The organism is Curtobacterium sp. PhB115 (assembly GCF_003752025.1).
Classification (GTDB): domain Bacteria; phylum Actinomycetota; class Actinomycetes; order Actinomycetales; family Microbacteriaceae; genus Curtobacterium.
In genome coordinates this window covers 395,624-420,932 of sequence record NZ_RJKR01000006.1, presented here as the reverse complement: position 1 = coordinate 420,932, position 25,309 = coordinate 395,624, and the positions used below count along the sequence as shown (strand labels likewise).

Below are 25,309 nucleotides of genomic sequence, written 5' to 3'. Positions count from 1 at the left end.
CACCATGGCCAAGAACGTCCGCATCCTGCACTGCTCACCGGAGGCCGTCTTCGACGTGCTCGGTGACGGCTGGCTCTACACGACCTGGGTCGTCGGGGCGTCCCGGATGCGCCAGGAGGAGTCCGGCTGGCCCGCCGTCGGCACGCGGCTGCACCACTCGTTCGGCGCGTGGCCGGTCGTGATCGACGACGTGACGACCTCGCTCGTCTGGGACCCGCCGCACCGCATGGTGATCCAGCCGAAGGGGTGGCCGATCGGTGAGGCCCGTGTGGAACTCACGGTTGAGGCGCACCGCAAGGGGTGCAAGGTCACGATCGTCGAGAACGCGGTCGCGGGACCCGGAGCGTACGTCCCCGACTTCCTCATGCAACCGCTCATCTGGATCCGGAACCGCGAGACGCTGCGCCGGCTCGGGTGGGTCGCCACCGGGCGCGCGGCGAACGCCTGAGACGTCCCCACGAGCGGACGGGAGGCGCGGCACCAGCTGGCACCGTCCCTCCCGTCACGGCCGTCGTGCCGCTGGCGCGTCACGCCGGAACCGGCGTGTGGGGCCCACCTCCAGTCCGGCCTGTGGTCGCGTCGACTACTCGGCGCGCGAGAACTCGCTGGCTCGCGTCACCTGGTCGTCCGTCAGGGCGACGCCGGTGTACCGCTCGAACTGGCGCGCTGCCTGCAGCGCGATGACCTCGGCGCCGGTGACGACGTGCTTGCCGGCCTCGCGGCCGGCGAGCACCAACGGGGTCTCCGACGGGAACGCGACCACGTCGAAGACGGTGTGCGCCGCCGCGATCCGCTCCGGGTCGAACGCGAGCGCGTCCTGCTGGTCGCCGCGCATGCCGAGCGGGGTGACGTTGACGACGAGGTCGGACTCCCCCGCCTCGCGTTCCTCGGCGACCCACTCGTACCCGTACTGCGACGCGAGCGCCGGCCCGGTGTCCTCGTTGCGGGCGACGACCGTCAGCCGCTCGAAGCCGGCGCCCCGGAAGGCCGCCGTGACCGCCTTCGCCATGCCGCCGGAGCCGCGGAGCAGCACGCGCGACGCCGTGTCGACCTGGTGGGAGGCGAGCAGTGCGGCGATCGCCTCGTAGTCGGTGTTCGACGCGGTGAGCACGCCGTCGTCGTTCACCACGGTGTTCACCGACTGGATGGCGGCGGCGGACTCCTCGATGTGGTCGACGAGCGGGATGATCGCTTCCTTGAACGGCATCGACATCGAGCAGCCGCGGATGCCGAGGGCGCGGATGCCGGCGACCGCACCCGCGAGGTCGGTCGTGGTGAAGGCCTTGTAGAGGAAGTTCAGCCCGAGTTCGTCGTACAGGTAGTTGTGGAACCGGGTGCCGATGTTGCTCGGCCGGGCCGCGAGCGACATGCAGACCTGCATGTCCTTGTTGAGGATGGGCATGCGCCCAGTCTCGCATCCCCGCAGCGATGGAGCGGTCCACATGAGCGACCCGGACACCCGCGGGGTACCGTCGGAGCCGATGCCTGAGATCCCGGAGACCATGCGCGCTGTCCGTTTCGACGAGTGGGGTGACCGCTCGGTTCTGCACGTCGCCGAGGCGCCCGTGCCCGAGGCGACCCCGGGTCGTGTGCTCGTGCGGGTGCGCGCCGCCGGGATCAACCCCGGCGAGTCCGCCATCCGCCAGGGCCTCGTCGGGGGTGACGTGCCGTCGGGTCAGGGCACGGACTTCGCGGGCATCGTCGTGGCCGTCGGCGCCGAGGTCGACGGGGTCGACGAGGGCGAAGAGGTCATCGGCTGGTCGTGGGACCGCGCGAGCCAGGCCGAGTACGTCTCCGTGCCGGCGACGCAGGTCGTGCAGAAGCCGCACCTGCTCGACTGGAACGTCGCCGGCGGGCTCGACGTCGTCGCGACCACCGCGGCCGCGGCCGTCCGGGCCGTCGACCCACGACCCGGCGAGACCGTCGTGGTCTCCGGCGCCGCGGGCGGTGTGGGCGGCTTCGTCACGCAGCTGCTCACGAACGAGGGCGTCGACGTCATCGCGATCGCGTCCGAGGCGAACCACGAGTGGCTCCGGTCGAAGCGTGCCCGACCCGTCACGTACGGCGACGGACTGCAGGAGCGCATCACCGAACTCGCCACGAACGGCATCGACGCCGTGATCGACACGTACGGCCCCGAGTACGTCCACCTCGGGATCTCCCTGGGGGTGCCGGCGGACCGCATCGAGACGATCATCGCGTTCGAGGCCGCCGCCGAGGTCGGGGCGAAGGCCTCGGGCAGCACGGACACCGCCGATCCGGAGATCCTCGGGGCCCTCGCGCTGCAGGTCGCCAGCGGTGCGATCGAGGTGCCGATCGCGGCGACCTACCCGTTCGAGCGGGTGCAGGACGCGTACGAGGAGCTCGAGCAGGGGCACACGCGCGGGAAGATCGTGCTGATCCCCTGACGGGGTTCGGGGTCTCGGCGGTCGTCGGGGTTCGTTCGGGGGTTTTCCCCACCATGATCAGGGCGCGTGCCGGATTCGGTGCGAGGCCCTCGGTGCGTAGCGTCGACACCATGAGCACACTCTCCCGCCCCCGCAACGGCCGACTCCTCGCCGGGGTCTGCGCCGGCCTCGCCGACCGCTTCGGTCTGTCCCGCACCCTCGTCCGCGTCGCCTGGGTGATCCTGAGCTTCTTCCCCGGACCCCTGTGGATCGCGTACGTCGTCCTCTGGTTCGTGATGCCGACCGAGGGCAGCACCCGCCGCTGAGCACCGGTCCGTCCGGACGGGTTCCAGCCCGCGGGCCGAGTTTCGCGGTGAGCGACATCTCTCGCGCTCGTGAGTCCGTGACCTGTCGCTCAGCCCGGAACTCGGCGCGGCCAGCTCGTGCCTCGGTCGTCCGGACGGGGCTGAGCACCGGTCCGTCCGGACGGGTTAGTGTGGCGGACGTGCCGGTCTCCGTCTTCGATCTGTTCAGCGTCGGTGTCGGCCCCTCGAGCTCGCACACGGTCGGGCCGATGCGGGCCGGTGCCGAGTTCGCCTCCCTGGTCGCCGGGCTGCCGGTCCGCTCGATCGCGGTCGACCTGTACGGATCGCTGGCCTCGACCGGCCAGGGCCACGGGACCCTCGGCGCCGTCGTCGCCGGACTGATGGGCTCGCACCCCGAGAGCGTCGACCCGGACCAGATGTCCGCGGCGCTCGACGCCCTTGAACGCGACGGCCTGCTCCGGCTCGACGCTGGGGCGACCGTGCCGTTCCGGCTGACCGACATCGTCCTGCACCCGCTGACCATGCTGCCGCGGCACCCGAACGCCATGCGGCTGCGAGCCCGTGACGAAGCCGGTGCCGACCTGGCCGACGAGACGTACTACTCGATCGGTGGCGGCTTCATCACCCGCGACGGGATCGCCGACGCCGACGCCGGCGCGGACGTTGCCGACGCAGACGTTGCCGCCGCAGACGTCGCCGGGGCGGCCATCCCGGTCGACGACACCGTCCCGTTCCCGTTCTCCAGCGGCGCGGAGCTGCTGGCCGCGTGCGCCGCCTCCGGGCTGCCGATCAGCGGTGTGGCGCTCGCGAACGAGTCCGTCACCCGCGACGAGCGGGCGATCCGGTCCGGGCTCCTCTGCATCCACCAGGTCATGGAGTCCTGCGTCGACCGCTCCGTGCGGCGCGCCGGTTGCCTGCCCGGCGGGCTCGACGTCCGCCGCCGGGCCGCGACGTGGCACGAGCAGCTCACCCGCGAGGACCCCGACCACGACCCGCTCTTCGCAATGGAGTGGGTGAACCTCGTCGCGATGGCCGTCAACGAGGAGAACGCCACCGGCGGCCGCGTCGTCACCGCCCCCACGAACGGCGCCGCAGGCATCATCCCCGCCGTCCTGTACTACGCACTCACCTACGTCCCCGCGATCACGCCGACGGAACGGGACGACGCCGTCGTGCGGTTCCTGCTCACCGCGGGCGCGATCGGCTCGATCTACAAGGAGCGCGCGTCGATCTCCGGCGCCGAGGTGGGCTGCCAGGGCGAGGTCGGGTCCGCCGCGTCGATGGCCGCAGCCGGACTCGCCGAGGTCCTCGGTGGAACACCCGAACAGGTCGAGAACGCCGCCGAGATCGCCATGGAGCACAACCTCGGACTGACCTGCGACCCGATCGGCGGGCTCGTGCAGATCCCGTGCATCGAGCGGAACGCGATCGCGGCGAACAAGGCGATCAACGCGGCACGGATGGCCCTGCGCGGTGACGGGGTGCACCACGTCTCACTCGATCAGGTCGTCGAGACGATGCGGCAGACCGGGGCGGACATGTCGACGAAGTACAAGGAGACCGCGATGGGCGGGCTCGCGGTGAACGTGCCGCTCTGCTGAGCGGTCCGTGCGGTGCCGCGGTGCCGCCGTGCCGCCGTGTCGCCGTGCCGCCGTGCCGCGGCGCCGGATTCGCGCCCGGTGTCAGGCGTGCAGCAGCGTGAGCAGCCGCGCGGTCTCGGTCGAGATCGCCTCCCGCCCCGCTGACACGTACTTGCGCGGGTCGACGACGTCCGGCCGCTCGTCGAGCACCGTTCGCAGCGCCCGGGTGAACAAGCCGTTCAAGTGCGTCGAGATGTTGATCTTCGTCATCCCGGCCTGCACGGCACCGCGGAGCTCGGCGTCCGACAGGCCGGACGAGCCGTGCAGCACGAGCGGGACCGGGACCGCTGCCCGGAGCCGTTCGACGAGGTCGCGGTCCACCGAGGCCTCGCGGGTCTGCATGGCGTGCGAGGTCCCGACGGCGACCGCGAGGGCGTCGACCCCGGTGTCGGCCACGAACGCGGCGGCGTCGGTCGGGTCGGTCCGGACGCCGGGGGCGTGCACGCCGTCCTTGCCGCCGACCTCGCCGAGCTCGGCCTCGATGGCGACACCCGCCGCGTGGCACCGGGAGGCCAGTTCGGCGGTCGCCGCGACGTTCGCGGCGAAGTCCAGGTGGGAGCCGTCGTACATCACCGAGTCCACCCCGAGCGCGACCCCGGCCGCCACCAGCTCCGGGTCCTCGATGTGGTCGAGGTGCACCAGGACCTCGACGTCGGCCGCGCGGGCGATCGCCTGGGTCGCGGTCGTGATCGGGGCGAGACCGCCGTGGTAGCGGACGCAGTTCTCGCTGATCTGCAGGATCACGGGCAGCCCGGCGCGTTCGGCCCCGGTGACGATCGCCTCGGCGTGCTCGAGCAGGACGACGTTGAAGGCGCCGACGCCGCGGTGTGCGGTGCGGGCGGTGTCGAGCAGGCCCGAGAGGGCGAGGTCGGTGATCATGCTGAGGTCCTCGTTCCGTTGTGGTCGTGGTCCAGGAACCGCTGGACGACGGCGGGGTCGACCTCGCCCGCGACGGGCTGCAGGACGGCCGCGGCACCGTGGGCGGCGGCGGAGCGGAGTGCGCGGCGGAGCAGGGCGTCGTCGAGCGGTCCCGTGTCGTCGAGCAGCCCGGTGTCGTCGAGCGGTCCTGTGTCGTCGAGCAGCCCTGTGTCGTCGATGAACGGGGCACCGACGAGCGCGCGGACCAGGCCGGCCGTCGCCGCGTCGCCTGCGCCGGTGGGGTTGCCCGACACCCCGGGCACCGCCGGGACCTCGATCGTGCGGTCGAGGGTGTGTGCCGCGATGCCGTCCGCCCCGCGCGAGACCACGACGATCCGTGCGCCCCGCCGCAGCAGCGCGAGCGCTCCCGAGCGTTCGTCGGGCGCTCCGGTGGCGTCGAGGAGTTCCTCGCGGTTGGGCTTGCAGATCGTGGCGCCGGCGTCGGCGGCGGCGAGCAGGGCGCCACCCGAGCAGTCGACGACGGTCAGGACGTCGTACCCACGCGCGGCCCCGACCCAGCGGCCGACCACAGCCGGATCGGTGCCGCCGGGCAACGACCCGGAGACCACGAGTGCGGTGGTGCGGGGGTCGTCGACCAGGGCGCTGACCACCACCGCGACCGCGTCCCACTCGGCAGGGTCGAGCACCGGCCCCGGTTCGCCGAACATCGTGGGGTGCGCGAGGTCGTCGACCACCGTCACCGTCGTCCGGGTCTCGCCGTGCACGGTCACGTCGGAGTGGGCGACCCCGAGGGCGTCGAGCGCGTCGGCGATCCAGCGGCCCGGAGTCCCGCCGAGCGGGAGGACCGCGCGGGTGTCGACCCCGGTGGCTGCGAGGACCCTGCCGACGTTCAGGCCCTTGCCGCCAGGACGCCGCGCGACGTCGAGCACGCGCTGGGTTTCGCCGATGCGCTGTTCGGCGACCCGGTAGGTGACGTCGACGGCCGGGTTCGGGGTGACCACGACGATCATGCGCGCACCGCCGTCGGCAGGGACCGCACCGAGCCGGCGACGGGATCGAGTACGAGGAGGTCCGCCGGTGCCCCGACCGTGAGCGGTGCGGGACGGCCGAGCAGGCGGGACGCACGCGTGGAGGAGGCGGCGACGACCTCGGGCAGCGGCGTGCCGGCGAGCACGAGACGGCGGACCGCGTCCGCGACGGTGATGGTGCTGCCGGCCAGGGACGACCCGTCGGCGAGCATCGCCACACCGTCACGGACCGAGACGGCGGACCCGGCGATGGTGTGGTCGCCGTCCGGGCAGCCGGTGGCCGACATGGCGTCCGAGACCAGCACGGTGCGGCCGGGCGCTGCCCGTTGGACGAGTGCGACGGTCTCCGGTGCGAGGTGGTGTCCGTCCACGATGCACTCCAGCAGGACTCGCTCGTCGGTCAGGGCGACGCCGACCGGTCCGGGCGTGCGGTGGTGGAGCGGCGGCATGCCGTTGAACAGGTGCGTCACGAGCGAGGCGCCGGCGTCGATCGCGCGGATCGTCTGCTCGGCTGTGGCGTCGGTGTGCCCGATGGCGACGATGATCCCGGCGGCGACGAAGCGCCGGACGGCGTCGAGTGCGCCGGGGAGTTCGGGGGCCAGCGTGACGATGCGAAGGGCATCGCCCGCGGCGGCGCAGTACGAGTCGACCTCTGTGGGCTCCGGGGCGTGCAGGAGTTCGAGTCGGTGGGCACCCCGTCGAGCGGGCGCGAGCCACGGCCCCTCGAGGTGCAGGCCCGCGAGCGTGCCGTCCGTGACGAGCGGGCGGAGGCGGGCGAGCGCTGCGGCGGTGTCCTCCGGGCGGCCGGTCGCGACGGAGGCCACCAGCGTCGTGGTCCCCCGCCCGCGGTGGTGTGCCGCGGCAGCGCGGGCGTCCTCCGCCGAGCAGCCGGCGAAGTCGCGGCCGAGGGCGCCGTGCGCGTGCAGGTCGACGAAGCCCGGGACGATCGTGCCCGGGACGGTCGTCGCGGTGTCGGTGCGCGGTGGTGTCCCGACCCCGAGCCGTGCCACGGCACCGGCGTCGTCGACGACCAGCCAGCCGTCACGCAGGTCGGCGTCGGCGGTCAGGACCCGCGGGGCACGGACGAGCGTGGTCATGCGGACACCACGACATCGGGACGGACGTGGGCGCGTGCGAGGAGAGCGGCACCGATGGCACCGGCGGCGTCGCCGTGGCGCGCGGGGACGATCGCGGGGACGCGGACGCCGGCGAGTCGTTCGGCGACGGCGGTGCGCAGCGGATCGAAGAGGAGCGCGCCGGACTCGGCGAGTCCCCCGCCGACGACGATGGTGTGGCAACCGGCGACGGCGGTGGTCCACGCGAGGGCATCCGCGAGGGCGCCGATGCACTCGTGCCACACGGCGGTCGCGGTCGGGTCGCCGGCGCGGACCAGGAGCATGGCGGCGTGGGCCGTTGCGGCACCGGAGCGCCGTGCGACTCCCCCGGCCGATGCGATCTCCTCGACCCGGAGTCCGGTGTGCGGGCCGGACGGCAACCGGACCTGGCCGATCTCGCCCGCCCAACCGCCGCCGGGCACGACGACCCCGTCGATGACCAGCGCGCTGGCGAGTCCGGTACCGACGGGGACGAAGGCGACGGAACCGCGCGCCAGGTCGGGACCGCCAGCGCGGACCTCGGCCAACGCTCCGGCTCGGACGTCGTGGCCGAACGCGACCGGGACGTCGATCCCCCGGCGGCCCAGCTCGGCCTGCACGACCGCGCGGACCGGGACGTCCTGCCACCCCAGGTTCACGGCCAGCACGACGGAGCCGCTGGCCTCGTCGACGACGCCGGGCGTCACGAGCCCGACCGCGTCGAGCGGACCGTGCCGGAGCGCCCCGGCGACCAGGTCGGCGACCACGACCGCGAGGGTCGTCGCAGCGGGGTCGTCGCGCGGTGTCGGCACCCGGGTCTCGTCCAGGACGAGGCCGTCGGCACCGGTCAGCCGGGCCTTGATGCCCGTGCCGCCGACGTCGACCCCGAGCACCGCACCTGCGCCGGGCATCAGGTGAGGATGACCGAACGGGTGAGCGACCGGGGGTTGTCCGGGTCGAGCCCGCGACCCTCGGCGAGTGCGACGGCGAACCGGTGCACGACGACGAGGCCGGCGATCGGGTCGAGGTCGTGCTGCACGAAGCGCGCGCCGGTGGCGGCGACCTCGGCGGCGAGCCCCTCGGGTGCCGCGCCGAGCGACCAGACGAGTCGGCCAGGCTGGGCGATGGCGATCGGGCCGTGCCGGTAGTCCATCGCCGGGTACGACTCGGCCCAGAACTGCGCGGCCTCGCGGGTCTTGAGCGCGGCCTCGAACGTCAGGCCGACGGCGGCGCCACGGCCGACGAACGTGACCTGCTCGGCGTCGAGCAGGTCGTCGATCGGCAGCACGAGTGCGGCTTCGGCCTGGGTCGCGAGTGCGTCGACGTCGTCACCGATGGACGCACGGAGCAGCGCGAGTGCCGTGGTGGCGAAGCGGGTCTGCACCACCGAACGCTCGTCGGCGAACGGCAGGGCGACGACGTCGTCGGCGACGGCGGCCGCGGGGCTGTCCGGGACGGCGGTGATCAGGACGGTGCGCTGCGACGGCAGTGCCTGCAGCAGGTCGACGATCTCGGTCGTGGTGCCCGAGCGGCTGATCGTGACGACGCGGTCGTACTCGCGTGACGCGGGGTACTCCGAGCCGGCGAAGGCGTCGGTCACCCCGAGGCCGGCCTGCTCACGGGCGACGGCGTAGCTCATCGCGATGAACCAGCTCGTGCCGCAGCCGATCACCGCGACGCGCTCGCCGGGCTGGGGGAGTGCGTCGGCGAACGTCGGCAGCAGCGCGGCGGCTGCACGCCAGGTCTCCGGCTGGGACGCCAGTTCGGCGCTCACGAAGGTGTCGGTCATGGGAGCCTTCCGGTCCGGTTCGATCCGGGTGATCGATGATCAGGAAGCGTAGCGAGCGATCGTGCGCGTGGGAAGAGCAAAACGTCATTTCCGATCATCGAGCGATCGTCGAGACGCCGTAGGATGACCGACATGACCCCCCAACAGCGGCTGAACGCCCTGCTCGAACTCGTGAGCGAGCGCGGCAACGTGTCGATCGCCGAGATCGGGGAGATGCTCGGGATCTCGCCCGCGACCGCTCGTCGTGACCTCACGACGCTCGCCGACCAGCGGCTCGTCACGCGCACGCACGGGGGTGCCGCGGCGCTCGGCGCCGGGTACGAACTCCCGCTGCAGTACAAGATCGCGCGACAGGCCGAGGCGAAGACGGCCATCGCGCGCGCCGCGGCGAAGCTGGTGCAGCCGGGGGAGACCGTCGGGCTGAACGGCGGGACGACCACCACCGAGGTGGCACGGGAGCTCGGCAAGAGCGAGCGGTTCATCCGCGCCGACGGCGAGTTCGGGATCACCATCGTGACGAACGCGCTCAACGTCGGGTACGAGCTGTCCGTGCGCGCCAACGTCAAGATCGTCGTGACCGGCGGTGTCGCCCGTCGGCAGTCGTACGAACTCGTGGGGCCGCTCGTGCGGGACACCCTCGACGAGTTCGCGCTCGACCTCGTCATCCTCGGGGTCGACGGCCTGACCGGTCAGTACGGCGCGACGACCATGCACGAGGGCGAGGCCGAGGTGAGTCGGCACTTCGCCTCGGTCGGACGCCGGGTCGTCGTGGTCGCGGACTCGACCAAGATCGAACGCTCGACGTTCGCGCGGATCTGCCCGCTCGACCGCATCGACGTCCTCGTGACGGACCAACCCGTGCCGCCGGCGTTCGCGGCCGACCTCGCCTCGGCCGGCGTGGAGCTCGTCGTCGCCGACTGAGCCGACCCTCGAGCGCCCCGGGAACGGGGCGCGACGTTTCGATCGTGTAAAACCCTCCCCGCGTGGACCCATGAGCGATCCGTGAGCGCCTATTGTGCATTCATGATCGATTCGGCATCATTGGCGTCACAATCACGCAAGGGAGCGAGATGAGCGCCTACACGGACAACCCCCTCCGCGTCGCGGTGATCGGGATGGGCCAACGGTCCGCCATCGCCCGGCACGTCGCCGAGGCAGTGGCAGCGGACCAGCGGCTGCAGGCCCGGGTCACCGCCGTCGCCGACGTCACCGCCGCCGGCAGCGAGCGTGGTCACGTCGAGTACCCCGACGCCCTGGTGGTCGAACACCACCGGGAGCTCGTCGGGCAGGTGGACGCGGCGATCGTGACCACCCCGGACTGGACCCACGCAGAGATCGCGATCGACCTGCTCCGCGCGGGCATCGCCGTCTACCTCGAGAAGCCCCTCGCCATCACGGTCGAGGACGCCGACGCGGTGCTGAACACCGCCGCCGAGACGGGAACCCCGCTCTACGTCGGCCACAACTTCCGTCACGCCGCGGTCGTCCGCCTGATGCGCGAGATCGTCGACCGCGGTGAGATCGGCGAGGTCAAGGCGGTCTGGTGCCGCCACTTCGTCGGCAACGGCGGCGACTACTACTTCAAGGACTGGCACGCCGACAGCTCGAAGGTGAACTCGCTGCTGCTGCAGAAGGCCAGCCACGACCTCGACGTCATCCACGCCCTCGGGGGCGGCGACACGGCCCGCGTCGTGGGCATGGGGTCGCTGTCGGTGTACGGGGACGTGACCGACCGGCGCGACCGCAGCGGTGAGCTGATGGGGGACTGGTTCTCCCACGACAACTGGCCGCCGCTCGCTCAGACCGGTCTCAACCCGGTGGTCGACGTCGAGGACGTCTCGATGGTGATGATGACCCTCGACAACGGTGTGCAGGCCAGCTACGAGCAGTGCCACTTCACCCCGGACTACTGGCGGAACTACACGGTGATCGGCACCGAAGGACGCCTCGAGAACATCGGTGACACCGGCGGCGGCGTCGTGAAGGTCTGGAACCACCGCCGGGGCTGGGACACCGCGGGGGACCGCGAGTACCCGATCGACGGCGTCCAGGACGGCCACGCCGACGCCGACCTGCTCACCATGACCGAGTTCCTCCGGTCCGTCGTCCTCGGCGAACCCGCGGAACTCTCCCCGATCGCGGCCCGTGCCGCGGTCGCCGCCGGAGCCCTCGCGACCCGTTCGCTGCGCACCGGCTCCGTCCCCATCGACGTCCCGCCCCTGCCGGCCGAGACCATCGCGCACTTCAGCCGACCCGCCACGCACTCCACCCGACCCACCACGCAGTCCCTCTCACCCACCCACCCCGCCCAGACCGTCGGTTCCTGACGGCCGTGCGAAAGGACTCCCTGATGACCGCACACATCCCCGCCCGAGGAACCGGCGTGCGCCGCCTCCTCGTCGGCGCCGTCGCCGCCCTCGGTGCGGCCGCACTCCTCGCCGGGTGCTCCACGTCCTCCGGAGCGTCCAGCTCCGGCGGCGACTACACCGCTGCCGCGAAGGACACGAAGGCGACCCTGACGTACGCCGTCTGGGACGAGAACCAGGTCAAGGCGATCAAGGCGAACCTCAAGGGCTTCAACGAGGAGTACCCGGACATCAAGGTGAACGTCGACGTCACGCCGTTCGCCAACTACTGGACGAAGTTGCAGACGCAGGGCTCGAGCAACACGCTGCCCGACCTGTTCTGGATGAACGGCCCCAACTTCCAGCTGTACGCAGCCAACGGCAAGCTCGCGCCGATCACCGGCGAGGTGAAGGCCGGCGACATCGACCCCGCCAAGTACTCGAGCGCCCTGAACGACCTGTACACCTACGACGACACCCAGTACGGCGTGCCGAAGGACTTCGACACGATCGGCGTCTGGGTGAACAAGGCGCTCTTCGAGAAGGCCGGCATGGACCTGCCGTCGAAGGACTGGACCTGGGACGACTTCCAGAAGACCGGTGCCGAGCTCAGCAAGAAGCTGAAGGCCGACGGCGCGTACGGTGCCGCCGGTGGCATGGACGGCCAGACGACCTACTACGACACGATCTTCCAGGCCGGCGGGTCCGTCGTGAACGCCGACGGCACGAAGTCCGAGTACGCGTCGAAGGCGTCCGAAGAGGGCCTGCAGTTCTGGACCGACCTGATCGCGTCGGGCGCCTCGCCGTCGATCAAGCAGCTCACCGACACCACCGCCGACCAGTGGTTCACCTCGGGCAAGCTCGCGATGTACCAGGGCGGCAGCTGGTTCCGCTCCGCCCTGACCGGCACGGACCTCGAGAAGGACATCGTCGTGTACCCGCTGCCGAAGGGCAAGGAGCAGGCGACCGTCATCCACGGCGTCTCGAACGTCGTGTCCGAGGCCAGCAAGAACAAGGCGGCCGCGCAGGCGCTCCAGGTCTACCTCGCCGGCAAGACCGCCCAGCAGCAGCAGGGCGACATGGGTGCCGTCATCCCCGCGTACGAGGGCACGCAGGACGCCTTCACGAAGACGATGCCCGACGCCGACCTGCAGGTCTTCCTCGACGCAGTCGACTACGCGAAGCCGCTGCCCGTCTCGAAGAACACCGCTGCGTGGAACACCCTCGAGACCACCCTCCTGCCGAACGCCTTCGACGGCTCGACCCCGGTCGACGACGTCGCGAAGGAGCTCGCGCAGAAGATGGACGCCGCCCTCGCCAAGGAACAGTAGGGCCCGCGCCGTGACGATCAACACCGAGCGGCCCCCGGCCGCCTCCGCCCCCGCCCGGACGACGCGTTCGTCCGGGCGGGGCGCCCCCGGCCCGGAGGCCGGCGGCAAGCGCCCCGCACGCCGGACGGACGGCTTCTGGCCGTGGCTGTTCGTGCTCCCGTTGCTCGTCGGTGTCGGCACGTTCTACATCTGGCCGATCATCCAGACGTTCTGGTACTCGTTCACCAGCTGGGGCGTCTTCGGCGGAGCGACCTTCAGCGGCGTCGCGAACTACGTCCGGCTCGTCGGCGACCCGCAGCTGTACCAGTCGCTGCTCAACACCGTGATCTACACGGTGATCGTCCTCGCCGGCATCCCGATCGCGGTCTGGCTCGCCAGTCTGCTGAACACCCCTGGTCTGCGGTTCGCGCAGTTCTACCGGGTCCTCTTCTTCCTGCCGTACGTCGCCATGCCCGCAGCCATCGCCCTCGTCTGGCGGATCATGTTCAACGGCGACTACGGCATCGTGAACTGGTTCCTCGGCAACTTCGGCATCGACGGCCCGTACTGGATCTCGACGCCCGGGTTCGCCCTCGTGGCGGTGAGCCTCGTCGGCCTGTGGTCGTCCCTCGGGTTCTCGATGATCATCCTCGGAGCGGGGCTCAAGGACATCCCGCCGGAACTCTACGAGGCCGCCGAACTCGACGGCGCGAGCCGCTGGCGACAGTTCCGCTCGGTCACCGTCCCGCTGCTCAGCCCGAGCATCTTCTTCGTGGTCATCGTCACGACGATCTCGAGCTTCCAGCTGTTCGACCTGCTGTACGCGATCCTCGGCAGCACCAACCCGGTCATCCCGAAGACGATGTCGCTCGTCTTCTACTTCTACAACGCCGGGTTCATCGACAACGACAAGGGCTTCGCGGCCGCGATCGCCATGGTGATCTTCCTGCTCATCGGCATCGTGACGCTCGTGCAGTTCCGCGTCCAACGGAAGTGGGTGCAGGCATGACCGCCACCGTCTCACCGCCCCGGGCCACAGCGCCCCGCGCCACCCGTCGACCTGGTCGTCGCGGCGGCAGCCACTGGTGGATCCACGTCGTCCTGGGCGTCGGCGGGTTCGTGATGGCGTTCCCGTTCCTCTGGCAGATCATCATGTCGCTGTCCACCAACGCGCAGGTGCAGTCGGTCACGCCGGTGTTCTGGCCGGGGGAGCTGCAGTGGCAGAACTACGCGCAGGTGTTCGAACGCCTGCCGTTCCTCAGCCAGCTCGGCACGTCCGTGTACGTCACGATCATCCGCACCATCGCGCAGATCGTGCTCTGCACGCTGGCCGGGTACGCCTTCGCCCGCATGCGCTTCCGGGGCCGCGCAGCCCTGCTCGCGATCGTGCTGTCGATCCTCCTGGTGCCCTCGCAGGTGTACCTGATCTCGCAGTACCAGATCGTGCAGGGACTCGGATGGCTCGACACCCTGATGGGGATCGTGGCTCCGGGACTGTTCAGCGCCTTCGGCACGTTCCTGATGCGGACCGCGTTCCTGAACATGCCGCCCGAGCTGGAAGAAGCTGCGCGGATGGACGGTGCGAACCCGTTCCAGACGTTCTGGCGGATCATGCTGCCGCTCGCCCGGCCCTCGATCAGCGTGCTCGCGATCACGACCGTGCTCTGGTCGTGGAACGAGCTGCTCTGGCCGCTCGTGGTGTCGACCCGTGCCGAGGACATGCCCTTGGCAGCTGGCCTCGCCACGCTGTCGAGCGACCGGACGATCGACTACCCGGTGCTGATGGCCGCGAGCCTGATGGCCATGGCGCCGGTGCTCATCATGTTCGTGTTCCTGCAGCGGCGGGTGATGGACGGGCTCGCGTCGTCCGGTCTGAAGTGACCACCGACACCACCGGCCTGGAGGCCCGTCCCGCGTCGGTCTCGGTCCTCGCCTCCGCCGTCGGGTCACCGGACGACACCGCGACGGTGGCGGCGGCGCTCGCCGCCACCGTCGCCGACGCGGAGCCCGCAGAGCGGGACACCCTCCTGGTGTCGGCGCTCCGCGCCGCGGTGCCGGTCACCGCGGCGGCGCTCGCGGCACGCGGGCTCCCGCCGGCGGTCGCCGACGCGTCCGTCGCCGACGTCGACCGCAAACTGGACCGGTACGGCCTGCGGGGCACGGGGGTGGACTGGCTCGTCGCGGTGGCGACCGGTCGTGTGGTGGCCGTGGAGCGCCTCCAGTTCGAGGTCCGTGACCACCTGGCGGACGGATCGCCGGCCTGGGGTGTGCACGTGCCGGAGACGGGGCCGCTCGATCCCGGGTCCTGCGACCGGGCGTTCGCCCACGCGCCCGACCTGCTCCGGTCCCTCGCGCCGGACCACGTGCCCGAGCGGTGGCGGTGCCGCTCCTGGATCCTCGACCCCGGTCTCGCCGCCGCACTCGGACCGGACGCCAACCTCGTCCGCTTCGCCCGTCGCTTCCGGCTCGATCCGAGCGGACCGCACGACGCAGCCGAGGGCGACGAGAGCGTCGCGAAGTTCGTGTTCGGGGTGCCGCTCGCGACTGCTCGTGCGGCTGCTCCGTCCGGCCGGCTGCGCGCCGCGGTGCTCGACCGGTGGGCGAGCGGGGCGCACTGGACCGAGCGCACCGGCACCGCGCCCGTCGCCTGACCGGGCGCAGGGGACTGCGGGTACCCTGCACCCCATGACGAAGCCCGACCACGACCACCTCGACGACGGTGTGGACATGACGTTCGAGGAACGCCGTCAGGACACCTTCCGGCGCATGTCCGGGTCCGACGAGCACGACGCCGACCCCCGGGTCGAGGTCTCGCGCGCCGAGGACGGCGACGTCCGGATCGACATCGCCGACACGGCCGCGGTCCGCCCGGGCGACTGAGTCCCCGGCTGACGGTCGGCCGGTGACGGTGGGGCACGGCATGATCGTTCCGTGCACCTCGTCCTCAGCCGTGTCGACGGCGGCGTCCTCGCGACGCCCCTGACCGACGCGGGGACCGCGGACGGCGAGCCGATCCGCCTGGACGAGCCGCGCCTCCCGGCCTTCATCGCCGAGCGGGACGCACCGGGCGTGCGATGGGTGTGGGACGACACGGCCCGCTGGTACCCGGCCGTCCTCGCCGCCGGCGGCCGCGTCGGTCGGTGCGTCGACCTGCGGCTGTGCCGCCGGATCCTCCGACAGGCGCTCGCCGCGCGCGGTTCGGCGCTCGCCGCCGCCCCGAAGGACGCCCTCGACGCCCCCGTCCCGGAGCAGCGCGTCGTCCGACCGACGCAGGCGCAGCTCTTCGACGACGCCCTCTTCGCCGGTTCCGCACCCGACGGCGACGTCGACCCGGTCGCCGAGTTCCGCGCCCAGCTCGACGCGGTCTCCGGCTCCGGCGCGCTCCGTCTCCTGCTCACGGCCGAGTCCGCCGGTGCCCTCGTCGCCGCAGAGATGCTGCACGCCGGGCTGCCGTGGCGCGCCGACGTGCACGAGCGACTGCTCGAGGAGACCCTCGGCCCCCGCGTGCCCTACGGCGTGCGGCCGCGACGGCTCGAGGAGATCGCCGCCGTCGTGCGCGAGCGGCTCGACGACCCGACGCTCAACCCGGACTCACCCGCCGACGTCCTCCGTGCCCTCCGACGGGTCGGCCTGATGGTGACGAGCACCCGGAAGTGGGAACTGCAGGAGATCGAGCACCCGGTCATCGAACCGCTGCTCGAGTACAAGCGACTGGCCCGGCTCCTCACCGCGAACGGCTGGACGTGGCTCGACGAGTGGGTGCGCGACGGCCGGTTCCACCCGAAGTACGTCGTCGGCGGCGTGGTCACCGGGCGCTGGGCGGCCGACGGCGGGGGAGCGATGCAGCTGCCCAAGGGGATCCGCGGGGCGGTCATCGCCGACCAGGGCTGGAAACTCGTCGTCGCCGACGCCGCGCAGCTCGAGCCACGGGTGCTCGCCGCGATGTCCGGCGACCAGGCGATGGCATCGGCCGGCGACGGTCGCGACCTGTACGACGGCGTGGTGGCCTCCGGTGCCGTCGAGACCCGGCAGCAGGCCAAGGTGGCGATGCTCGGCGCCATGTACGGGGCGACCCAGGGCGAGGGCGGTCGACTCGTGCCGCGCCTGGTCCGGGCGTTCCCGCGCGCGCTCGACCTGGTCGAGCGCGCCGCTCGCGCGGGGGAGCGGGGCGAACCCGTGACGACGCTGCTCGGACGCACCTCGCCCGTTCCCGAGGACTCCTGGTTCGAGGCGAGGAAGCAGGCCTACACGGTCGAGGGCACCCCGGCGATGCAGCGGGCCGTCGAGTCCCGCGCCCGGAGCTGGGGGCGGTTCACCCGGAACTTCGTCGTGCAGGGCACCGCGGCCGAGTGGGCCCTGGCGTGGATGGGGTCGCTGCGATCTCGGCTCGTCTCCCGGTTCCCCGGAGCGGTGACGGACGGGCCGCACCTGGTGTTCTTCGTGCACGACGAGATCGTGGTGCACGCGCCGGAGGAGCACGCCGAGTGGGTGGCCGTGCAGATCCGGCAGGCGGCGGTGGACGCCGGGCGGCTGTTGTTCCAGGACTTCCCGGTGACGTTCCCGTTGTCGGTCGCGGTGGTCGACGCGTACTCGGAGGCGAAGGACTGACCGACGCGCAGCTGTCGGGTCACTGCTGTTCGGCACGGTAGGCGACGGCGCCGTCCCGCCAGCGGTCGGCCTCGGCGTCGAAGTCCGGGATGCTGTCGAGGTCCGGGCCGCCGACGGCGTAGTGCTCGACGATGGCGTCGTTCGCGGCGCGCCCGATGGCAGCGCCGCGAGCGGTCATGCGTTCTTCGTAGGCGCGAACCGCGTCGTCGAGGGAGCTGCCGCCGTGGACCGCCGCCACGATCGCGCGTGCGAGTTCCGCACCGTCGAGGAGCGCGAGGTTGACGCCGTTGCCGCCGAACGGGGACATCACGTGTGCTGCGTCGCCGAGCAGTGTGACGCCGGCACGGTGTTCCCAGCGGGTCGGTGTGGGCAGCGCGAAGATCGGGCGGTTCGGCAGCGAGCCCTCGCTGTCGTCGATGACGCGGAGGAGCTCCGGCGCGAAGTCGGCGAACCGCTCACGGAGCGCCGCCCGGACGCGCTCCGTGTCCGTCGTCTGCGTCCCGTTCGCGTCCAGGACGCCACCGCGACCGTCGGCGACTCCGATCCCGGCGTGGGCGAGCCAGTCGAGTTCCGCGCGCATCGAGACGTAGCCACGGACGACGTCGCCGCTGTTGCGCTGGAGCACGAGTGTCCGTCCGTCGCCGTTGGCCCACATGTGACCGTCGCCGACGAGCTTCGCGATCTCGGGGTGCTGTTCGGAGACGTTGGTGAACAGGGCCTCGATGAACGTGACGCCGGTGTAGGACCGCACCGCATCGGTGAGCGATGCGCGAACTCGCGACCACGCACCGTCCGCGCCGATGACCAGGTCGGCCGACACCGTCGTGCCGTCCTCGAACGTGATCGTTCCGCCCTCGACGGCCGCGACCCGTTGCCCCCAGCGGATCGTGTCCGGCGCGAGTGACTCGACGAGCATCCGGCGGAGCTGCGCACGGTCGATCTCGGGTGCGGCGGTGTCGTCCGAGGCGGGGACCTGTTCGGCGAGGACCGTGCCCGCCTGGTCCAGGAGGCGGTGTGCCTGTCCCTCTGGGCGGGCGAGGGCGGCGAACTCGTCCGTCAGCTGCGCGTCCTCGATGGCGATCTGGCCGCTGTCGGCGTGGAGGTCGAGCGTCCCGCCCTGGTCGCGCGATGCGAGCGACGGGTCGGCGTCGTACACGGTGACGTCGATCCCGCCGAGCTGGAGCACCCGCGCGGCGAGGAGGCCGCCGGGGCCCGCACCGACGACGGCGATGGAAGGGGTGGTGGTGTCGGTGCTGCTCATGGGGTCTCCGTCCGTCGTGGCTGACCGAACGATCGTTCGGCGACAGTGACATTACTTACCGAACGATCGTTCTGCAACTACGATGAGGGCATGGACGCGACGACCACCCGGCGACCCGGCAGCGAGACGCGAGCGGAGATCCTGCGGGTCGCCCTCGAGCAGTTCACCGAGCGCGGGTACGAGGGGACGTCCATCCGCGACATCTCCGCGGCCCTGGGCATCACGAAGTCGTCGTTGTACTACCACTTCACGAACAAGGAGGCGATCGTCCGGGCGCTCCTCGACGGGCGGCGCAACGAGATCGACGACCTGATCGCTTGGGTCGATGCGCAGGACGCCGGTCCCGACCTCCTGCGTCGGACGGCGTTGCGGTGGGTCGAGTCCACCGGCCGTGAGCGCGTGCAGGGCATGCGGTTCGCCCACGCCAACCGGCCGATCATGCAGAAGCTTGCCGGCGAGGGGAGCGACCGTCGGTCCTGGTTCGACGCCGTGGTCGATCGCGTGCTCCCCGACACGGCCCCGCGTGCCGATCGACTGCGGGCGCAGATGGCGTTCGACACCGTGAGCGCGGCGCTGTTCGCCGCGCAGGGGTCCGATGCCTCCGACGACGAGGTCCTCGAGGCCGCTCGTGCTGCGACGATCATGCTGACCGCGACCGGTCACGAGGACGGGCGCTCGTAACGCGCTCCACCGCACCTGGGCAGGCTGGACGGATGGACACCGAACGCGGGGACGCCGCCGACCGTCGCCTCGGTGAGGTCGACCTGACCGACTGGCGCACCCGGGCCGGGCGCTCGACGGCCCGCGGCGCCACGGTGCTCGGGCACCGGTACGGGGCCATGCCGCTGCTGCTCGTGACGCTCGCCGTGGGGCTCGGCATCGCCGTCGTCGCCACCTGGGTCGCCTCCGAGGTCTACGACGCCGTGCGTGAGGCCGACGACGTCGCGGCGCTCGACCGTCCGGTGCTCGACTGGATGCTGACGCTCCGGTCTCCCACGGGGGACCGGCTCGTCACGTGGTGGACGGACATCGCCGGCACGATCGGCATGCCCATCGTCGCCCTCGGTTTCCTGGTCGGGTTCACGATCCAACGCCGGGCGTGGACGCCGTTGGTGCTGCTGGTGGCGGCGAGTGGCGGTTCGCTCCTCATGACGATCGCGGGCAAGGACCTCATCGGTCGGGCTCGGCCGCCGCTGTCCGACGCGGTGCCGCCGTACGAGCACTCGCCGTCGTTCCCGTCCGGCCACACGCTCAACGCGACGGTGATCGTCGGGACCATCGTGTACCTGCTGCTCCTGCGTCAGTCGCGTGTCGTCACGCGGGTGTGGACGATCGTCATCGGCACCCTGTTCGTGCTGTCGGTCGGGGTGTCACGGGTGTTCCTCGGGCACCACTGGCTCACCGACGTGCTGGCGGCGTGGGCGCTCGGGCTCGCCTGGCTCGCCCTCGTGATCACGGCGCACCGGTTGTACCTGACGGCGCTCCGGTACGGCGCCGAACCCGCACCCGCACCCGACCCCGCGAGCACTCGGTGAGCAGGAGATGTCGGGTCGGGTGGCGGGACCCGACATCTTCTGCTCACTCGACGCCGCTCGATGCCGCTCGACGCCGCTCGATGCCGCTCGACGCCGCTCGATGCTGCTCGACGCCGCTCGATGGCGATGGACGGGCCCGAACCCGCCCCCGCCCCCAGCAGATGAGCGGGGCCGTCAGCGGCGACCGGTAGGTTGCCCGTCATGGAAGAACGGGTCTTCGGCGGCAGGTACCGCGTCACGGGCACGCTCGGACACGGTGGCATGGCGTCCGTGTACCGCGCGGTCGACGAGCAGCTGGGGCGTGAGGTCGCCGTCAAGGTGTTCCGCATCGGACCGGTCGACCACGGGGAACGCGCCCGTGCCGAGGCCGAGATCCAGACCCTCGCGACGCTCCGGAGCCCCGCGCTGGTCACCCTCTACGACGCCGCACTCGACGACGTCGACGGCGACTCGTACCTCGTCATGGAGCTCGTGCCGGGCAGCGACCTCGCCACCCGGCTGCGCGAGGGTGCGCTCGATCCGGCGACCGCCGCCCGCGTCGGCGCGCAGGTCGCCGACGGGCTCGCCGCCGTGCACGCGCAGGGGATCGTCCACCGTGACGTGAAGCCCGCGAACGTCCTGCTCGAGAGCGACGGCAGCCACGTGAAGCTCGCCGACTTCGGGATCGCCCTGCTCCGTGACGCCTCGCGCGTGACGGGGACGGGGACCGTGATGGGGACGGCTGCGTACCTCGCACCGGAGCAGGTCCTCGCGCAGGAGATCACCGGCAAGGCCGACGTGTACGCCCTCGGCCTCGTGCTGCTCGAGTGCCTGACCGGAACGAGGCCGTTCCCCGGCAGTGCGGTCGAGTCGGCGACGGCGCGACTGACCCGTGGTCCGGCGATCGACCAGCACCTGCCGACGGCTTGGCGCACCCTGCTGCACGTGATGACGTCGCAGGACCCGGCCGATCGTCCGTCCGCAGCCGAAGCGGCCGAGCGGCTCCGGGCCCTCGGGCGTGACGAGCCGCCGACGGCCACGCACCTGCTACCGGGCGGTCCGGGGACCGTCACCCCGGCCGGAGCCGCGGGTCTCGGTGCCGCTGCGGGTGCTGCCGGGGCGGCCGCCGCTGCCGGAGCCGCGCACGCGGACGACGCGACGCGCGTGATGCCGGCGAGCAGTGCCTCCAGTCCGGGTGGGACGCAGGCTGCGGACGACGCGACCCGCGTCATGAACGCCCAGCAGCCCAACGCCGCGGACGACGTCTCGACGACGGTGCTCGGCGCGCAGGGCGGCGCACAGGGTGCCCAGGGCGGCCCCGGCGGCGCGACGCCCCCACCGGCACCACCCGTCCGCCCCGGTCCCGGGAACGACCCGACGAAGCGTGAGAAGCGTCGCAAGGGTCCGATCATCACGGCGATCGTCGTGGTCGTGCTCGTGCTGATCGGCATCGGCGTCGCCGTGTTCGCCCTGGGTGGCGACGACGACAAGACGCCGGCACCGACGGACACGACCTCGACCGCCCCGACCGAGCAGCAGCCGAGCGAGCAGCCCAGCGAGGAGCAGCAGCCGAGCCAGCCGACCGAGCAGCAGCCCTCAGAGCCCGAGCAGCAGCCGTCAGAACCGGAGCAGCAGCCCTCCGAGCCGAGCGAGGAGCCGAGCCAGCCGACCGAGCCGAGCCAGGACCCGTCCGTCGGGCCGGAGCCGAGCACCCCGGTGACGAACCCGGTGCAGGACCCACAGGACAGCGCCGACACGGAGTCGGACACCGGCCCGGCTGCCGACGCGGGCGCTGACGCGGGCACCGACGCAGTCTCCGACACCGCTCCGGGGAACTCCGAGAACGCACCGGGGCAGAACAAGGGCTGACACGCCGCGGGTTTTCGTCCAGACGCTGGAGCAAATAGGCTCGGACGGTGCGAGAACTGCAACGGAGCGGTGGGCCCACGACGGCCCTCGCAGCGCGGAACGGTGTCGGGTTCGGATCGGCCGAGGGGTGGCTGGTCGAACGACCAGACGGGGAAGGTGCCGTCACGGCGCTGGTCCCCGGCTTCGGTGGGCGCACGGTCGCGCCGGGCGACGAGCTCTCGTGGGTGTGGTTCCCGGAGCGCACCCTGCCGGACGGGGCATCCGAACCGACCGAGGCGGACCTGCCGCACTTCTGGGACGCGACGGCGTTCGCGCTCGACGTCGTCTTCACCGACGGCAGTCGGCTGAGCGCCGGCACCCGTGACCAGTACGGCGACGTCGACGACGCCGGCCACCGCGACGGCGACAGCGCCGGCACCCGTGACCAGTACGGCGACGCCGTCACCCCGGAAGCACAGGACCTCGCCCGCAAGACCTGGGTCGACCAGTGGAACCGCCGCGCGGTGGACCTCACGCCGTTCGCGGGCCGGGTCGTCGACCGCCTGGAGGCCCGGCTCGGCTCCGACACGTCCCCTGCGGAGGACGACGGGGAACGCCCGGCACTCCGCGGCTGGCTGGACGACGTCCGACTGGAGGCCGCACGCCCGGCCCCGTCGACACCGCTCGACCACGTCCGCACGACCCGGGGCACCCAGGCGTCGTCGCGGTTCTCCCGCGGGAACAACGCGCCGCTCGTCGGGATCCCGCACGGTGGCGTGTTCGGCCTGCCGATGACCGATGCCTCGAGCAACCGGTGGCCGTACGCGTACCAGGAGCACGACCGCACCGACGCCGAGGGCCGGGTCCGTCCGGCGATCCAGGCCTTCGCGACGAGCCACATCCCGTCGCCGTGGATGGGGGACCGCGGCGTCTTCCAGGTGATGCCGTCGCCGCTCGACACCCCGGACGTCGACCGGGCGGCACGCGCGCTCGGGTTCGACCACGACGACGAGCTCGACGGCCCGCACCGGTACCGGGTCGCCCTCGACCAGGGTGTCGCCGCCGCGGTGACCGCCGGGGAGTTCGCCCTCGGGTTCCGGTTCACCGGGGTCCGGAGCATCGTGCTCGACCACCACGGTTGGGTGTCCGACGTCTCCGTGACGATCACCGACGGGACCGCCGTGGTCGAGGCCGTCCTCGACGACCGTCCGGGCACGCCCCCGCACCACGTGCACGTCCGCGTGCCGCACGTGACCGCCGACCACACGACGATCGGCGAGCGTGAACTCCGCGGCTGGCTGTCGGTCTCCGGCGACGTCGACGTGCTGCTCGGCATCTCCACGGTGTCGATCGAGGACGCGCGTGCGAACCTCGACGCCGCCGGGTCCTTCGACGCGATGCTGGCCCGTGCCGAGGGACTCTGGACCGAGAAGCTCGCGACGCTGTCCTTCGACGGAGCGACGACGGACCAGCTGACGAGCCTGTACTCCGGCATGTACCGGCTGTTCCTCTACCCGAGCCGTGCCGGCGAGACCGCGCTGACCGGGTCGCCGCACCACCGCTCCCCGTACGGTGCCGTCCTGGCCGAACCGATCCGTGACGAACCGGGTCCGGAGATCGTCGACGGACCGTTCACGACCACGAACGGGTTCTGGGACACCTACCGGACGGCCTGGCCGATGCTCGCGCTCCTCACCCCGGAGACCGCGGGCGAACTCGCCCAGGGCGTCGTCGAGCACCACCACGACGGCGGGTGGACGCCGCGCTGGAGCGCACCCGGCGCCGAGGACTGCATGACGGGCACCACGAGCGACACCGTCTTCGCCGACCTCGCCGCGAAGGGCATCACCGGCTTCGACCTCGTCGAGGCGTACCGGAGCGCACTGCGGAACGCGACCGTCCCGCCGCGGGACGAGCGTGTCGGACGCAAGGGGAGCCTCCCGGGAGCCTTCCGCGGCCACGTCGACACCGCGACCGCCGAGGGGATGTCCTGGACCCTGGACGCCGCGATCAACGACTGGGGTCTCGCCGTGATGGCGGGCCTGCTCGCCTCACGCGCCGAGACGCCCGCGGACCTGTCCCGGTACGAGGCCGAGGCCGAGTGGTTCGCCCGTCGGTCACTGCAGTACCGGAACGTCTTCGACTCCGAGCGCGGGTTCTTCATCGGCCGCGACCCCGACGGCTCGTGGCGGGTCGGCACCGAGTTCGACCCGCGGAACTGGGGTGACGACTACACCGAGACGAACGCCTGGGGCACCGCGTTCACGGCACCGCACGACGGTGCCGGCGTCGTCGACCTGCACGGCGGACCCGACCGGTTCGACGCGGCGATCGACGCGTTCTTCGCCACACCGGAGACCGGCGCCACCGAGTGGTCCGGCTCGTACGGCTTCCCGATCCACGAGATGACCGAGGCCCGCGACGTCCGGATGGGCATGCTCGGCCTGTCGAACCAGCCGGCGCACCACATCCCCTTCTTCCCGATGTTCACCGGACGGCACGACGACGCGCACCGGGTCGTCCGCGAGTGCCTCGACCGCCTGTTCGTCGGCTCCGACCTCGGGCAGGGGTACCCGGGCGACGAGGACAACGGTGAGATGAGCGCCTGGTACGTCTTCGCGTCGATCGGGCTGTACCCGCTGGCGCCGTCGACGGGGTCCTACGTGCTCGTGCCGCCGTCGGTCCGGAAGACGGTGCTGCAGCAGCCGGGAGGCGCGGAGACCGTCATCGAGGTCGCCGACCGTTCCGCAGGCGCGTACGTCGCGTCGGTGACGGTCGACGGCTCGCCCTGGACGTCGGTCAGCATCCCGCACCACGTGGTGGTGTCGGCGTCGCACATCGTCTTCACGCTGTCCGCCGAGCCGCAGGGGTGGGCGTCGGACACCCGTCCGGTGTCGGCCTCGGAGGTGCACGGGTACCTGGACACCCCGGTGGACGTGCTGCCCGTCGGGGTCGCGTCGACCGGTCCGTCGGCGCTGACGGACGACGTCGGCCGGACCGTGACGGCGCTCGCCGCGGGGGAGTCCGTCGCGTTCGGCGTCGACTGCCTCGCAGCCTCGCTCTACACGGTGACCGTCGCGACGCCGGGCACGTACTCGTGGCAGGTGTCCCTCGGCGACGTGGTGACCGCGGTCGACGGTGCGGCGTTCGACTGGGCCGGCCAGACCCGGGTGTTCCGGATCACCGGCGGCGGCTCGGCGTTCACGTTCGCCGCCGGCACCGACCTGCCGCTCACCCAGCTCGAACTGATCGCGGCGGACGGACAGCGTTGACCCGGTGT

Annotated in this window: 23 protein-coding genes; 16 read left to right on the top strand and 7 right to left on the bottom strand. The window is 72.1% G+C overall.

Annotated elements, in window-relative coordinates; all coding sequences use genetic code 11:
• Positions 1 to 4: 4 nt before the first annotated feature.
• Positions 5 to 448, top strand: coding sequence for an SRPBCC family protein (locus EDF19_RS07535; protein WP_123680284.1), 444 nt, complete (start codon positions 5 to 7; stop codon positions 446 to 448).
• A 135-nt stretch (positions 449 to 583) separates the two neighbouring features.
• On the opposite strand, the gene EDF19_RS07530 is transcribed toward EDF19_RS07535, so the two are convergent.
• The gene (locus tag EDF19_RS07530) at positions 584 to 1,402 is read right to left on the bottom strand and encodes a shikimate 5-dehydrogenase (RefSeq protein WP_123680283.1); all 819 of its coding nucleotides are present in this window, start codon (positions 1,400 to 1,402) and stop codon (positions 584 to 586) included.
• Between the two features lie 79 nt (positions 1,403 to 1,481).
• On the opposite strand from EDF19_RS07530, the gene EDF19_RS07525 reads away from it, so the two are divergent.
• From EDF19_RS07525 to EDF19_RS07515, 3 genes are all read left to right on the top strand, one after another.
• Positions 1,482 to 2,408 (top strand): NADP-dependent oxidoreductase, encoded by a 927-nt coding sequence (locus tag EDF19_RS07525; RefSeq protein ID WP_260217006.1) that lies wholly within the window; start codon positions 1,482 to 1,484, stop codon positions 2,406 to 2,408.
• Positions 2,409 to 2,518: 110 nt separating this feature from the next.
• Positions 2,519 to 2,713: a PspC domain-containing protein gene (locus tag EDF19_RS07520; RefSeq protein WP_123680282.1), complete on the top strand. Its 195-nt coding sequence runs from the start codon at positions 2,519 to 2,521 to the stop codon at positions 2,711 to 2,713.
• A 179-nt stretch (positions 2,714 to 2,892) separates the two neighbouring features.
• Positions 2,893 to 4,314, top strand: coding sequence for an L-serine ammonia-lyase (locus EDF19_RS07515; RefSeq protein ID WP_123680652.1), 1,422 nt, complete (start codon positions 2,893 to 2,895; stop codon positions 4,312 to 4,314).
• An 81-nt stretch (positions 4,315 to 4,395) separates the two neighbouring features.
• On the opposite strand, the gene EDF19_RS07510 is transcribed toward EDF19_RS07515, so the two are convergent.
• Genes EDF19_RS07510 through EDF19_RS07490 form a run of 5 tightly spaced genes read right to left on the bottom strand, consistent with a single transcriptional unit; the run spans position 4,396 to position 9,143 of the window.
• Entirely contained in the window at positions 4,396 to 5,232 is an 837-nt protein-coding gene (locus tag EDF19_RS07510) for a class II fructose-bisphosphate aldolase (protein WP_185022736.1), read from the bottom strand.
• The gene (locus EDF19_RS07505) at positions 5,229 to 6,242 is read right to left on the bottom strand and encodes a 1-phosphofructokinase family hexose kinase (protein WP_123680281.1); all 1,014 of its coding nucleotides are present in this window, start codon (positions 6,240 to 6,242) and stop codon (positions 5,229 to 5,231) included. Before EDF19_RS07505 ends, EDF19_RS07510 begins: the two co-directional genes overlap by 4 nt.
• Positions 6,239 to 7,357: an N-acetylglucosamine-6-phosphate deacetylase gene (gene nagA, locus EDF19_RS07500; RefSeq protein ID WP_185022735.1), complete on the bottom strand. Its 1,119-nt coding sequence runs from the start codon at positions 7,355 to 7,357 to the stop codon at positions 6,239 to 6,241. The genes EDF19_RS07505 and nagA overlap by 4 nt, the downstream gene beginning before the upstream one ends.
• Positions 7,354 to 8,265, bottom strand: a complete 912-nt coding sequence (locus EDF19_RS07495) for an ROK family protein (RefSeq protein ID WP_123680280.1) — start codon at positions 8,263 to 8,265, stop codon at positions 7,354 to 7,356. Before EDF19_RS07495 ends, nagA begins: the two co-directional genes overlap by 4 nt.
• Positions 8,265 to 9,143: an SIS domain-containing protein gene (locus tag EDF19_RS07490; RefSeq protein ID WP_123680279.1), complete on the bottom strand. Its 879-nt coding sequence runs from the start codon at positions 9,141 to 9,143 to the stop codon at positions 8,265 to 8,267. The genes EDF19_RS07495 and EDF19_RS07490 overlap by 1 nt, the downstream gene beginning before the upstream one ends.
• A 132-nt stretch (positions 9,144 to 9,275) precedes the next feature.
• On the opposite strand from EDF19_RS07490, the gene EDF19_RS07485 reads away from it, so the two are divergent.
• From EDF19_RS07485 to EDF19_RS07450, 8 genes are all read left to right on the top strand, one after another.
• Positions 9,276 to 10,064 (top strand): DeoR/GlpR family DNA-binding transcription regulator, encoded by a 789-nt coding sequence (locus tag EDF19_RS07485; RefSeq protein WP_185022734.1) that lies wholly within the window; start codon positions 9,276 to 9,278, stop codon positions 10,062 to 10,064.
• A gap of 149 nt (positions 10,065 to 10,213) precedes the next feature.
• Positions 10,214 to 11,470 (top strand): Gfo/Idh/MocA family protein, encoded by a 1,257-nt coding sequence (locus EDF19_RS07480; protein ID WP_123680277.1) that lies wholly within the window; start codon positions 10,214 to 10,216, stop codon positions 11,468 to 11,470.
• 23 nt (positions 11,471 to 11,493) lie between these two features.
• The gene (locus EDF19_RS07475; protein WP_123680276.1) at positions 11,494 to 12,819 is read left to right on the top strand and encodes a sugar ABC transporter substrate-binding protein; all 1,326 of its coding nucleotides are present in this window, start codon (positions 11,494 to 11,496) and stop codon (positions 12,817 to 12,819) included.
• Positions 12,820 to 12,829: 10 nt separating this feature from the next.
• Positions 12,830 to 13,807 carry a carbohydrate ABC transporter permease gene (locus EDF19_RS07470; protein WP_123680275.1) on the top strand — a complete coding sequence of 326 codons (978 nt, stop codon included), beginning with the start codon at positions 12,830 to 12,832 and terminating at the stop codon, positions 13,805 to 13,807.
• A complete protein-coding gene (locus tag EDF19_RS07465; protein ID WP_260217005.1) occupies positions 13,804 to 14,679 on the top strand; it encodes a carbohydrate ABC transporter permease in 876 nt (291 codons plus the stop codon). Before EDF19_RS07470 ends, EDF19_RS07465 begins: the two co-directional genes overlap by 4 nt.
• Positions 14,676 to 15,449, top strand: a complete 774-nt coding sequence (locus EDF19_RS07460; protein ID WP_123680274.1) for a hypothetical protein — start codon at positions 14,676 to 14,678, stop codon at positions 15,447 to 15,449. The genes EDF19_RS07465 and EDF19_RS07460 overlap by 4 nt, the downstream gene beginning before the upstream one ends.
• 34 nt (positions 15,450 to 15,483) lie before the next feature.
• Positions 15,484 to 15,678, top strand: a complete 195-nt coding sequence (locus EDF19_RS07455; protein WP_123680273.1) for a hypothetical protein — start codon at positions 15,484 to 15,486, stop codon at positions 15,676 to 15,678.
• A gap of 51 nt (positions 15,679 to 15,729) precedes the next feature.
• A complete protein-coding gene (locus EDF19_RS07450) occupies positions 15,730 to 17,406 on the top strand; it encodes a bifunctional 3'-5' exonuclease/DNA polymerase (RefSeq protein WP_123680272.1) in 1,677 nt (558 codons plus the stop codon).
• A 19-nt stretch (positions 17,407 to 17,425) separates the two neighbouring features.
• On the opposite strand, the gene EDF19_RS07445 is transcribed toward EDF19_RS07450, so the two are convergent.
• A complete protein-coding gene (locus EDF19_RS07445) occupies positions 17,426 to 18,667 on the bottom strand; it encodes an NAD(P)/FAD-dependent oxidoreductase (RefSeq protein WP_123680271.1) in 1,242 nt (413 codons plus the stop codon).
• A gap of 90 nt (positions 18,668 to 18,757) precedes the next feature.
• Here EDF19_RS07445 and EDF19_RS07440 point away from each other — a divergent pair, with 90 nt between their 5' ends.
• The 4 genes from EDF19_RS07440 (at position 18,758) to EDF19_RS07425 (ending at position 25,301) form a co-directional block, all read left to right on the top strand.
• Positions 18,758 to 19,348 carry a TetR/AcrR family transcriptional regulator gene (locus EDF19_RS07440; protein WP_123680270.1) on the top strand — a complete coding sequence of 197 codons (591 nt, stop codon included), beginning with the start codon at positions 18,758 to 18,760 and terminating at the stop codon, positions 19,346 to 19,348.
• A 32-nt stretch (positions 19,349 to 19,380) separates the two neighbouring features.
• Positions 19,381 to 20,202, top strand: coding sequence for a phosphatase PAP2 family protein (locus tag EDF19_RS07435; protein WP_123680269.1), 822 nt, complete (start codon positions 19,381 to 19,383; stop codon positions 20,200 to 20,202).
• A gap of 201 nt (positions 20,203 to 20,403) precedes the next feature.
• Positions 20,404 to 22,050: a serine/threonine-protein kinase gene (locus EDF19_RS07430; RefSeq protein ID WP_123680268.1), complete on the top strand. Its 1,647-nt coding sequence runs from the start codon at positions 20,404 to 20,406 to the stop codon at positions 22,048 to 22,050.
• 47 nt (positions 22,051 to 22,097) lie between these two features.
• Positions 22,098 to 25,301 carry a GH92 family glycosyl hydrolase gene (locus EDF19_RS07425; RefSeq protein WP_260217003.1) on the top strand — a complete coding sequence of 1,068 codons (3,204 nt, stop codon included), beginning with the start codon at positions 22,098 to 22,100 and terminating at the stop codon, positions 25,299 to 25,301.
• Positions 25,302 to 25,309: the final 8 nt, after the last annotated feature.